This window comes from Gracilimonas sp. (assembly GCF_014762685.1).
In the GTDB taxonomy this organism is placed as follows: Bacteria; Bacteroidota; Rhodothermia; order Balneolales; family Balneolaceae; genus Gracilimonas.
Genome location: NZ_JABURM010000008.1, coordinates 13,821 through 26,943 on the forward strand (window position 1 = coordinate 13,821; position 13,123 = coordinate 26,943).

Annotated in this window: 8 protein-coding genes; all 8 read left to right on the forward strand. The window is 43.4% G+C overall.

Annotated features, from left to right (window positions below; translation table 11 throughout):
* Positions 1 to 75 precede the first annotated feature (75 nt).
* Positions 76 to 1,254 carry an acetyl-CoA C-acyltransferase gene (locus HUJ22_RS13800; RefSeq protein ID WP_290878280.1) on the forward strand — a complete coding sequence of 393 codons (1,179 nt, stop codon included), beginning with the start codon at positions 76 to 78 and terminating at the stop codon, positions 1,252 to 1,254.
* Positions 1,255 to 1,695: 441 nt separating this feature from the next.
* Positions 1,696 to 2,847, forward strand: a complete 1,152-nt coding sequence (gene porV, locus HUJ22_RS13805; RefSeq protein ID WP_290878281.1) for a type IX secretion system outer membrane channel protein PorV — start codon at positions 1,696 to 1,698, stop codon at positions 2,845 to 2,847.
* Between the two features lie 33 nt (positions 2,848 to 2,880).
* Positions 2,881 to 6,018 (forward strand): T9SS type A sorting domain-containing protein, encoded by a 3,138-nt coding sequence (locus HUJ22_RS13810; RefSeq protein WP_290878282.1) that lies wholly within the window; start codon positions 2,881 to 2,883, stop codon positions 6,016 to 6,018.
* 8 nt (positions 6,019 to 6,026) lie between these two features.
* The gene (locus tag HUJ22_RS13815) at positions 6,027 to 9,383 is read left to right on the forward strand and encodes a hypothetical protein (RefSeq protein WP_290878283.1); all 3,357 of its coding nucleotides are present in this window, start codon (positions 6,027 to 6,029) and stop codon (positions 9,381 to 9,383) included.
* Positions 9,380 to 10,345, forward strand: a complete 966-nt coding sequence (locus HUJ22_RS13820; protein WP_290878284.1) for a DUF5683 domain-containing protein — start codon at positions 9,380 to 9,382, stop codon at positions 10,343 to 10,345. The genes HUJ22_RS13815 and HUJ22_RS13820 overlap by 4 nt, the downstream gene beginning before the upstream one ends.
* Positions 10,346 to 10,374: 29 nt before the next feature.
* Positions 10,375 to 11,253: a PASTA domain-containing protein gene (locus HUJ22_RS13825; RefSeq protein ID WP_290878285.1), complete on the forward strand. Its 879-nt coding sequence runs from the start codon at positions 10,375 to 10,377 to the stop codon at positions 11,251 to 11,253.
* A complete protein-coding gene (gene rpe / locus HUJ22_RS13830; protein ID WP_290878286.1) occupies positions 11,254 to 11,922 on the forward strand; it encodes a ribulose-phosphate 3-epimerase in 669 nt (222 codons plus the stop codon). It abuts the gene before it with no gap.
* Positions 11,923 to 12,141: 219 nt separating this feature from the next.
* Positions 12,142 to 13,041, forward strand: coding sequence for a PhoH family protein (locus HUJ22_RS13835; protein WP_290878287.1), 900 nt, complete (start codon positions 12,142 to 12,144; stop codon positions 13,039 to 13,041).
* The last annotated feature ends 82 nt before the right edge of the window (positions 13,042 to 13,123 follow it).

The window sequence follows — 13,123 nt, forward strand, 5'->3', positions numbered from 1 at the left end:
CATTTCCCGGGCTTTAGTATTTTTATTTATATAAAAAAGCGCTTACAGAACTTCTAATCTAAATTATTTTTGATCATGCGAGACGTAGTTATAGTATCAGCAAAACGAACACCCATGGGTTCCTTTGGAGGCAGCCTGTCATCTTTTACGGCACCGGAACTGGGGGCTGCGGCCATACTTGAAGCGGTAAAGGCAGGCGGTATCAAAGCAGATGATGTTCAGGAATTATTAATGGGCAATGTACTTTCAGCCGGAATCGGCCAGGCCCCTGCACGACAAGCCGGTATGAAAGCAGGCTTGAATCAAAGAACTCCGGCAACCACGGTGAACAAGGTATGTGCATCCGGGATGAAAGCAATTATGATTGCGGCCGACCAAATCCGTTTGGGTGAAGCTGACATCATTGTAGCGGGCGGCATGGAGAGCATGAGTAATGTTCCCTACTATCTTCCCAAACAGCGTTTTGGATCAAAATACGGACACACACAAGCTGAAGACGGTATTGTCAAAGACGGGCTTTGGGATGTATATAATGATTACCTGATGGGGAATGCCGGTGACCTTTGTGGGAGAGAATGTAACATAAGCCGTGAGCAGCAGGATGAATATGCTGTCACTTCATATAAAAGGGCTATTGAAGCTACGGAAAAAGGCTACTTCAAGGATGAAGTAATCAAAATGAAGGTTAAGGACCGCAAGGGGAATGTAACTGAAGTAGAAAAAGACGAGGAATTGGATAAAGTTCGTTTTGAAAAAATCCCCGAACTCCGTCCTGTTTTTGATAAAGAAGGAACCGTGACTGCAGCAAATGCATCCAGTATTAATGACGGGGCAGCAGCTGTTTTGGTTATGAGTGCAGACAAAGCCGAAGAATTGGGCCTCAAGCCTCTTGCTAAGATACTGAGTCATGCTAGTGCGGCTAAAGCTCCTGAGTGGTTTACAACCGCACCGGCTGATGCCATCCCCATTGCTTTAAAGAAAGCCGGGCTTACTAAAAATGATATTGATTTATTTGAAATCAACGAAGCCTTTTCGGTAGTTGCTTTAGCTAATAACCAAATTCTTGAATTGGATCCCGAGAAAGTTAATATCCACGGCGGTGCCGTTAGTATTGGGCACCCTTTGGGTTGTTCCGGGGCTCGCATTATTGTTACACTCATTCATGCCCTTAAGAGAACACAAGGCAAATACGGATGTGCCGGTATTTGCAACGGCGGCGGCGGCGCTTCCTCCCTCGTTCTTGAAATGCTTTAATCTTTTTTGAGCCCGTCTTGAAGCGGGCTCATTTTTCTATTGACATTTTTAGCTCACCAACATATTATAGTACTGACCTGAAACCAAAAATACCTGTCATATAATAGAACGCTACTATTTTTTGTTATTTATTAATGATACAGAACGGGTATAATACCCTTATCCCTAACAGGTCAATTTTAACTAATAGAACGGCACTTTATAGTTATACTGCTACAAAATTTTAAGCGTTTCATACGCATAGTGCATTAAATACTTTCAATTGGTTTTATATGCTAAACGGCTGCATATAAGAGTGGTTTGCTTTATTTATTAGTTTTCATTGTTCAAGGTGTTAAACCCCGGTAAGTGAAAGTGATAATAAAAAGCTCATAATTGTATGCTACTGTCGTAAATTAGACTTGAATCACTTATATTATATCTATACTAAAATTTAGCTCTATGAAAAGGACACTATCCATAATTGCAGCAGCGACGTTATTCCTGTGGCCTGCTATCTCAAATGCACAAGTTGCTATTACAGCCGTTCCCTTTCTTCAAATTGAACCGGATTCCCGTGGAGCAGGTATGGGCAACACCGGCGTAGCCATTGCTGACAATGCTTCCGCTTTATTCTGGAACCCGGCAGGCTTAGCTTTCCAGGATGAAACAAATCAAGCCGGTATCACCCATTCAAACTGGCTGGCTAATTTTAATGTAAGTGATCTCTTCTATGATCAGGTAGTAGGTAAGTACTATATTGAGGGTATTGGCACTATTGGAGCTCACCTGACTTACCTTAATATGGGAGAACAGGTGGTAACCCGTGAAACAGGACCTGAGCCTATTTCTCGTTTCAACAGTTATGAACTTGCTTTCGGCGCCTCTTACGGACATAAATTCAGCGAAAACTTTGCCGGGGGAACAAGCTTGCGAATTATTTACTCGAGCCTGGCAAGCGGCACCTCCATAAGCGAACAAAAAGTAAGTCCGGGCAGCAGTGTCGCAGTCGACCTCTCCGTCTTATACCGTACCGACCCTTTTGCTGTTGGAGGAAGAGATGCCCGATTTAGCTTTGGAACCAACTTGTCTAATATTGGGCCCGGAATCCAATACACTGACAATGCACAAAAAGATCCGCTGCCTACCGTTCTTCGATTTGGCTGGGCTTTTGATCTTGACCTCGATGATGCAGGCATCAACAAAATTACCATCGCCAATGACATTTCCAAAATAATGGCACGCACCAAACCTGTTTATACAACAGATAATGAAGGAAATGTAGATACCTCTCGTGTTGCTTCCGGACCGATTGAAGCCTTGTTTACTTCCTGGAGCAGTTTTAAACGATTTGACGGTCAAAGCACCATTGAAGTTGGGCTTATGCAACAATTTATGATTGGTGCAGGAGTTGAATATTGGTATGCCGATCAATTTGCACTCAGAAGCGGCTACTATTTTGAAGATCCGCAAAACGGAGACCGGGAATACATTACTTTCGGAGCCGGCATTCGCTATGACTTTCTCGGGGTTGACTTCAGTTACATAAAAACCCTTGAATCAGACCATCCACTTGCAAACACCCTGCGATTCAGCTTGCTGATTGACTTTTAATACATGTACGGTTTGAAGGACTTCTTTAAGAGCATGTTAGGTATCAGCATGCTCTTTCTATTTGGTTTTCAAAATCTTACAGCGCAAAATATATCTGCTCAACGCTCCCATGCTCTTTCTGAGCAGCAACCATTGCTCACAGAAAATCTAAACGCCACAGGGGTTTTAAATGTGGTTGCCATAATGGTTGAGTTTCAACCCGATGACAATCGCCTGACTTCGGGAACCGGCATTTTCGGACCGGACGGAATGGATGGGCTGCCCTATATTTCGGGCACTGATACCCGTATTGACCCTCTTCCCCATGACAGGAACTACTTTGAGGCACACCTGGAGTTTGCCAAAAACTATTATGAAAAATCCTCTGACGGACAACTGACCATTGATTATCAGGTACTGCCCGGTATCTATCGCCTCCCTAAAAAAATGGAAGAATACTCTCCCATCGGAGAAACATTTACGAATGAGAAAATAGCTGAGCTTGCCAAAGATGCCTGGCAACTAGTTGAAGACGGAGCTGATTTTAATGCTTCCGGGCTTGACCCCGAAACCACCGCTTTTATTATTTTTCATGCCGGTGTCGGGCGTGATATTGAACTCACCGGGACCAACCTCGATATCACTCCTTATGATATCCCTTCCCTTTATCTTCGAAAAGAAGACCTGGGTGATCTTTTAAATGAACCGGGATTCGATGGCTTCCCGGTAAATGATGGCACTTTTCAGATAACCAATTCCTTGATTCTTCCGCGAACCGAAAGCCGCCGCGGACTTGATATACAGGATAACGAATTTGTCTTTCCACTTTCCATCAATGGCCTTTTGATTGCTTCAATAGGCAGTCATCTGGGACTGCCTGATTTGTTTAACACCGAAACCGGAGATCCCGGAATTGGCCGTTTTGGCCTGATGGATGGAGCGGGATTTTTTGCTTACAACGGGCTGCTCCCACCGGAACCCTCAGCCTGGGAAAAGATTTACCTGGGCTGGGAAACTCCTATTATTATTGACAAAATCATGACCGGGGATATTTCCCTCCCGGCAAGTTCTTTGAATCAGCCAAACAGTATTGCGAAATATAAACTATCCGATTCGGAATATTTTTTGATTGAAAATCGCCACCGGGATCCCGATGGAACCGGTATCACTGTCACCATTCGGAAACCTGACGGCATTGAAGTACAACAAACATTTACAAATGAGGATGAGGCCTTCGTTTTTCAGGAAGCCAATTTTGAAAAATTGCTTGAAGCAGGAACTTTTGTAGATGCCTCAAACCTTGATTTCAGCCTTCCAGGAGGTTTTGATAATGCCGCCGATAGAAATTTAAACGGGGGAATTCTTATCTGGCATATTGATGAAGCCGTAATCAACACGCAACTCGACAGCGACCGTGTTAATGCAGATCCCAAACGCCGGGGTATCGACCTTGAAGAAGCAGATGGAGCTCAGGATATTGGTCAGGCAACCCCCGGAAGCCTGGATAACAGCGCAACATTCGGCACGGCTTATGATTTTTGGTGGAGCGGAAATGACTACCGTGTAATTTTGGAAACGGGACGCGAAGTGAGCCTTTATGAAAACAGGTTTGGCACCGATACCTATCCGAATAATAACAGTAATTCAGGTGCTCCGTCATTTTTTGAGCTGTACGATTTTTCCGATAACCAACCCATCGCTACTTTTAAAATCCGCGCCATCGAACCTAATAGTGAGTTATACACTTCCGGCTTTTCAATTCAATTAGACTCCACCAAAAACTACTTTACCCCTGACGATTCATATTATAACTATTTTCCCCTTTCACTTTCTGTCTTTGAAGCACAAAATGACACCTTCCTGATTGTCCCGGCTCAAGAATTTGTAACATCTGTATCCCTTTCTGATCCTGTAAACATGCAATACCGACTTACAGGAACTTCTATACAGCAACCTTTAATCAACAGAGAAGACCTCGTTTTGGCAACAAAACCAGATAATTCTGCCTCCGATATTAATGTGGCTGCATTGAGTTGGAATATAAGTTCTTTTGATACCGTCTGGACAGCTACCCTTCCGGCAAATCGCGGGTTCTTGAGTTCACAAAACGGGCAAATCATTCATGCTGATTTTACGGCAGCCGGTCTGAATGCAAACGACGGGAGTATCACATCGACAGGGCCGTCCCCTCTTCAGAGATCAGAAATTATAGTAGGAGATTTTTCCGAAGCATCAAATTCAGGGGTGGTTTTTTCTTCGATTCCCAATTTCATTTTTTACCCGGAATCTGCTCAAAACAGACTGTACACCGGGTCCATTCAATTAGGAAACCGGGTTTTGTTTTATGTGTTTGAAGACGCCCGCTTTTCACTTATTGATCCCTCACTTGACAATTCCTCAATTACTCTTTTTGAAGAAGATTCAGCAGGATGGCCGGCCATCCTGGATGATGCTTCAATTTTACGTATCGATAAAATCAATAATCAGTTGATCGGTATGAACAAAATTGGCGGAATACAAAACTATACTCCCATCCGGGCACCCGAGGGGATACAGTTTATTGGAACTCCGCTTTATACAGACCTCATTGTCCCGGGCGAGGAATATGCCACACTTGTTATGGGGCAAGATAATTACTCCCTGAACATCTATGCGTACAGAGAGGATGGTACACTTGTAAATGGATTTCCCCTATACGTGGGGAAATCGGTTTCTGCTGATACGCAACCTATCCACCCTATCATCTATAATGGCACTTTATATGCTCTCAGCCATAAAGGCTTCCTGAAATCATGGAATTTAACGCAGGTCTCCGATACCAAATGGAGCAGCCGATATGGGAATAATGATTTAAATAAGGTTTCAGCACGGGTACCCGATAATTCCGATGATCAATCATCCGGTTTTGGGGTGCTTAATGGAGCGGAAACCTATAATTGGCCCAATCCTGCCAATGATGAAACCAATATTCGTTTTCAATTGGCACCACCGGGAGGAACCGTTGAAATTACCGTAATTACTATGAGCGGACGTATTATATTTGAGGAAACTGTATCTACTTCAGGCGGTTTTCCACAAGAAGTACGGGTAAATACCCGGCAATGGGGAAGCGGAGGCTATGTAGCCCGGGTAAAAGCAACCGTTGAGGGGAAATCAGAGACCAAACTCATTAAAATTGGCGTGGTACACTAATGACAAGGATGAATCGGCTTTCAGTGTTATTTATACTGGCTGCAATGCTGCCTGTTATTTCTGCGGCTCAAACCGATATCCAACTTTATGATTATCCCGGAAATCACCTGGATTGGTTTACCATTGAAAGCGAGCATTTCCTCGTTCATTTCCAGCAGGGAAATAGCCGGTCGGCGCAAGTTGTGTCCCGTATTGCAGAAGAAATTTATCCGCCCATAACCGATTTGTATCAGCATCAGCCCGATGAAAAAGTAAGTATCGTCTTAAAAGACCGGGAAGACTATTCAAACGGCGCTGCCTATTTTTTTGATAATAAAATTGACATCTGGCTGCCCGCCCTTGATTCTCCTTTACGGGGCACTCATAACTGGCTGCGAAATGTGGTCACCCACGAATTTGTACACATCGTGCAAATACAAAAAGGAATGAAGCGGTCACGAAAGATCCCCTCTTTTTACTTACAGTGGCTTTCTTATGAAGATGTCCGCCGCCCCGATGTGCTCTATGGGTTTCCCAACGGCATCATTACCATGCCGTTTGCGACGGTGAATGTACCGGCCTGGTTTGCAGAAGGAACCGCCCAGTATCAAACCGCCGGACTTTATTATGAGACCTGGGACAGTCACCGGGATATGATTTTGAGAACGCGTATTTTATCTGACACTTATTTTTCTTTGGATGAGATGGCTACTTTTTCCTCCAAGTCAAGTTTAGAACGGGAAACGGTATATAACCAGGGGTTTGCATTCACCATTTACCTGGCTAACCATTTTGGAGACGAAATCCTTCGGGACGTCACTGAAGCTTTAGGACAAAAAGGCGTTTATTCGGTGGCCGAAGCCATTGAAATCGCTACCGGTACCTCAGGCTATGAAATTTTTGAGGATTGGGTTACCGACCGTAAATCATTTTATACCAATGCCATTGAAAATCTAAATACTACTCCTGCAGACACGATTGAGCCACGAGGTTTTTTCAATTTTTATCCCCAACTTTCACCCGACCAAACCAAATTAGCCTACCTTTCGAACAAAGGCTTTGATTACGGCTTGCTTTCACTTTATCTAAAAGACGTAACCGGTGAAAATGAAATAGCGATCGCAACCGTTGATAACCTTGCGAATTATCATTCTCCAAATCACGTGAATGCCCCGGACCGGGAAGTAACCTACCTGGAAACTTCCTTTTCATTCTCCCCTGCCGGAAACAAAATCGCTTATTCCATTAATAAGAAAAATAAATATGGCGAAAGGTTTCGCGATATTTTTGCATATGATATAGAATCACAAGAAAGTGAGCGGCTCACCCAAAGCGCCCGAATACAATTTCCGGCATGGAACCATAAAGGGGATAAAATAGCGGCGGTTCAATATTCACAAGGTACCCAGAACCTTGTTTTGATTTATCCTGATCATCCCGATTCTGTAACTCAGCTAACAACATACATGGACGGAGAATCAGTATACACTCCCCGCTGGAGCTCCGATGATTCCAAAATATTTTATGTGTCTTCCAATCTCTACAACCGAAATATTTATGTTTATGAAATAGAATCAGGGGCAATTATCCCTTTCCTGGATGACTCCTATATCGATTACCGGGATCCTTATGTGGGACCGGATGGCAACTATTTGTATTACTCTTCCAATGCAGACGGGATTTTTAATATATACAGGCTGCCTCTGAACGGTGGTCAGCCTCAGAAGCTTACGGCGGTCATCGGAGGAGCATTTATGCCATATATTGGGGAAAATGGCCGTTTATATTATTCAGAATATCAGAAAGACGGATATAAAATAATGGCTGCAGAGGAGCCTGACCTGCTCTCACATCCTGAAATGGGCTTTTATGAACCGTTGTATTCGGATGATATTTTAACTCCTGATAATGCTGATCTGGCGTATATCCATAAACTAAATGACTTTGATGACTCTGACATCAATCCCTTCTCTGAACAGGTCCATTCTGTAGTAGATACCGGAGATTATCACTTTACCATTAACGGTATCAATGATTATCAGGATCGAAGTTTCCGTAAATATGAAGACACCTATACCGACCTCGGTTTTTACCCGGTACTGCGCTTCGATAATTATTCTCAACTGCACGGAAATAACGGGGCCTTGATTCGAAATGGTAAGTATGGAGAATTTGGGAAGAACTTATTGCGGGATGCCAAACCAGGCGTTTATTTTTCCTCTCGTGATGTAATTGATAAGCTAAGCCTTTTTGGAGGCTTGATGGTTGGATTGGCTTCCCAACCTGCAGGCAGCATCGGTGAATTTTTTCGGCCGGATCGCCTGCTTGGGCTTGACCGGGATGCCTTCCTGATTGCAGAGCACCGCGGACTTCCCTTTATCGAACGCAGCTGGTCGCCCACCGTAGCCATCGAAATTTATAATATGAGACGCAACGTAGCCGATGGCCTCTCTATTGAAGAATTTCCCTGCACCTCCTGCCTGCCCGATACCCTCCATACCGATATTGCTTACGACATTTGGGAAGCCGGTTTATTTTTCCGAAGCAAGCTTAGCCGCCGCAGCCTTTTGGAACTTGGGATTTCTTATAGCCCATACCGGGTATCCACTGATAATTTTTACTCCCGGGAATTACAGCAACAGGTAAGCGGCTCCTCTTCTCAATATTTTAGCGGAACTACATTATCGGCTTCTTATACCTTTGACTATTACAGGTACTCCATTGATGCCGATATAGCCCCACTTGGCTTAAAAGGCTACATGAGATATCAATTCCAGCCATCGAAGTTACTGGAGGAATATCAAATTGATGACGGTGCCCTCAAACCTGTTTTTGAAAATTCAAATAATCACTCTGCCGAACTCCACCTTCGCTATGGATTCAAAACCATTGGCGATCAGGCTTTTCAGGCACGTATCAGAGGCTTCCATTATTTCAATGAACCCGGTGATTCTTTTTATGCGGATTATGTGGGTGGTTTTTCAGGCATGCGAAGTTATCCCTATTTTGCTTTGGGCGGCAATACTACCGGATTTACCAGTCTTTCCTGGTTTGCACCTATTTACCGGGGCATCAACAAGCAAGCCGGCCCTTATACCTTTGATAAAATTTTTGCCCGTTTCTTTTTTGAAGCCGGAAATGGCTGGAGAAGTCCTTACAAAACCGGTAATGATTTAAAATCAGGGGTTGGAGCTGAAATTCGTATGGCAATGAATGGCTTTTATATGTTTCCCCTGAAATTTTTTGTAAGTACTTCATATGGATTCAAAAATTTTACCCTAACCCTGCCCGATGATTTTATCACAAATTCACAAAGTAATCAGGTAACTTACGGGCGTGAACTTCTATTTCACTTTGGCTTAACTTTTGATTTTGAACTTTTATGAAAAAATTCATTGCTATAGGATGGGTGTCCTTCTTTCTGCCCCTGGCTGCATTTGGGCAATCAATTAATACGTTCAGTAACGGCATTTTCAAAAAAGCAGAATCTCCCCAAACAGTTCAGAAGAACGTTCGACTCTCAGATTTTCGATATCAGAATCCCTCATCAGCTAAACTATCTTTCCTGGAAGCTCCCCGAAATAACCCCGGCATAGCCTTTGCCGCATCTGCAATAGTTCCCGGAGCGGGCCAGGCAGCTAATGGAAAATGGGTACGTACCGGTATTTACTTTACAGCTGAAGTACTGGGCATAATTTTTCATCTTGACAGAAATGCCCAAGCCCAAAGGCAGGAACGAGCCTACAAGCAATTCGCTCAGGAAAACTGGAGTGTGGTTGCCTATTCCAAATGGTTGGTAAATTATTCTCAGCAACACCAGCTGAACAACGGATGGCAAACTCTTCAAAATGAAATTTCCGGAGAAAATCCCAATTGGAATAATACGAAACAGGACTGGGATCTCGTTTCCATTTCAACCCTGAGAAACGTTGAAAGGTTAACTCCTTTTTATTTTAAGGATCGTGTCGGAAGTAATTTCTCACATGAACTGCCTGATTATGGATCTCAACAATATTATGAACTCATAAGTAAATACTATCAATTTCAGCCGGGTTGGCGCGATTGGTATGAGGATATCACAATGGCCCAGGTTCAAGATGAATCGTTGTATCGCTATTTTTGGAATGGACAAGATGAACCATTTGAGCTTTTCCACGAAGGGCGTGACCGTGCACAGGAATTCAATCAGAATTACCGTGTAGCGGGGAACATCCTGAAGCTGATTTTGGTAAACCATGTGGTTTCAGCCTTTGACGCTTTATTCACTGTTCAGTTAAAAAAAAGCCGGATTCAAACAGAAACCAATTTATTGAAGATGGAACAGTTTTCAGTAACCTGGCACTTTTAACCCGTCGATAGTTCTCGTATTTTATGGATATGCTTAAATATTTTACATACCTCAAAAATATAATTACAAGTAAATACACCTACATAGCAATGGGGATACTCATTCTATTGGGAGCTTCGTCCATTTTATTGGTCGACAAAGTCATTATGCCTTTCTACACCAATTATAATGAAGGGGTAACGGTACCTGATGTAACCAAAATAACTTTGGATGAAGCTGAAGCTCTGTTAGAAAGCTATGGCCTCCGTTACGAGGTAACTGAGCGCAGGGCTAATTCTGCGTTTCCCGCTGATTATGTAATTGACCAAAGCCCGGTTCCTACCAACATTGTAAAACCTAATCGAAAAGTTTACCTCACCGTAAATACAGAAGTTAAACCACAAGTTGAGGTTCCCAAGGTTGTTGACCTCTCCTTGCGGAATGCTGAAATCCAGCTTCAAAATTATGGATTGCAGGTGGGCACACGCAGTTATGAGTCTTCCCGTTTTAAGAATGTAGTATTGCGACAATCTATTCCAGACGGTGCAACTGTTGCGAAAGGCACCGTAGTAGATTTGGTGATCAGCGACGGCTTAGGAGATAAAATGGTAACAGTACCTGAAATTATAAACCTCAGCTTGCCCCAGGCACAGCTCAAATTACGGGAAGCCGGATTAAATGTGGGGGAAGTTAAATTCCGCCCTACCAAAGATATTGTGCCCAATACTGTATTAGACTTCTCCCCTAAACGAGCAGAACTGCGGGAAGGAGAAACGCTTACATTGGTTATTTCAGAACGGTATGAAGCGATTGAACAAAGTGAAAGCGGTGCCGTGATTATTGATTCTACCGAAAACAATCCCGATTCCCTGAATACTTCTCCCCCCGACTCCCTCAACAATCAACCTAATAACAACAACCAGAACTAAATGAATTTTGAACTTCCGATTCTCGCACCATCAATTTTAGCCGCTGATTTTTCTAAACTTGGAGCAAACATTGAAGATGCAGTGAAAGGGGGAGCTTCCTGGATTCACTGTGATATTATGGACGGGCATTTTGTCCCGAATATCAGTTTTGGGCCAAGTGTGGTAAAAGCCGCCAAGAAGTCAGCCCCGGAAGCTTTTTTGGATGTTCATTTGATGATTGAAAACCCGGACGATTATGTGGAAGGATTTGTGGAAGCCGGTGCCGACTTGATTTCTGTTCATTATGAAACTTGTCCGCATTTGCATCGATCGATCCAAAACATAAAAAAATATGGCCTGATGAGTGGTGTAGTAGTGAATCCGGCTACCTCATTGCATAACATAGAACCCATACTGGAAGAAGTTGACTTGGTTTTGATTATGAGCGTAAATCCCGGCTTTGGCGGACAAAGTTTCATAGAGAGCAGTTACGAAAAATTAAAGCAACTGGCACAACTTCGGGAGGAAAAAGAACTTAGTTTTCTCATTCAGGTAGATGGCGGAGTAAACCTTAAAAACATCCAGAAGGTAGCCGATGCCGGGGCCGATGTTTTAATTGCAGGGAGCAGCGTGTTTAGTGCTGATGACATTACTGCACGGGTTGAAGAGTTGACTGCGAAGATGAGCTAAAATCCTGCCCGGATGATACAGCATTACAGTTTTGAACCTGAATTGCATTTTCACACTCCGCATCATTTCTGCTGCTAAATTCTTATCTTTAGTTCTTCCATTCACTTAAAAAATCATATAGCTATAGAAGACGAAAAAACACTCATAGAAAAAGTCATAGAATTAGAGGGAGCTGATCCGGTTGCTCTTTTCGGCCTCCATGATCATAACATCATTACTTTGGATAAAGCATTTCCTCACACCAAATTCAACGCCCGTGGAAATCGTATAAAAATAGCCGGGCCTGAAAACGAGGTTGAGACAGCTACCAATGTAATTAAGGGAATGCTGGAATTGCTGGATCGAAAAAGCAAAGTGGCCGAAGGCGATATAAATACCCTCGTTAATTTGACATCAGGAGAAAGTACGGCTGCCAAGCCCCAAATTCGCACTTTAGAGGAAACCGGGGATACGATTATCCATACCCATAACGGGGAAGCCATAACGGCTAAAAAACCGGGACAACGACGTATCGTTAAATCCTCTTCAGAAAATGACATTGTATTTGCCATAGGTCCGGCCGGTACCGGGAAAACGTATACCTCGGTTGCCTTAGCTGTTCAGGCTCTGAAAAATCGTAAGGTCCGAAAAATTATTCTGGCTCGGCCTGCAGTCGAAGCCGGTGAAAATCTTGGATTTCTGCCCGGCGACTTAAAGGAGAAAATTGACCCTTATCTCCGGCCGCTTTATGACGCGCTTGAGGATATGATTGACCGGGATCGGCTGGAACTGCATCTTGCTAAAAATATTATTGAAATCGCCCCTTTAGCTTATATGCGCGGGCGAACGCTGAATAATGCTTTTGTAATCCTGGATGAAGCTCAGAACGCCACTAATACCCAAATGAAGATGTTCCTGACCCGAATTGGGTTCAACAGCAGGGCTATCATAACCGGAGATATTACTCAAACCGACCTGCCCCACCGGCAACAATCCGGATTGATTTCCATTCAGAAAATCCTGCAGGATATTGACGGTATCGATTTTGTTTATCTGGGAGAGGAAGACGTTGTACGACATAAGCTGGTACGGGATATTATTAATGCCTACGAGAAATTTGAAGAGAAAGGGAAAAAGTAGCCGTCAGCATTCAGCGCTCAGCTTTCAGTTTTTTACGAGGAATAAAAAAACTGAAAGCTGAAGTCTGATAGCTGATGGCTTA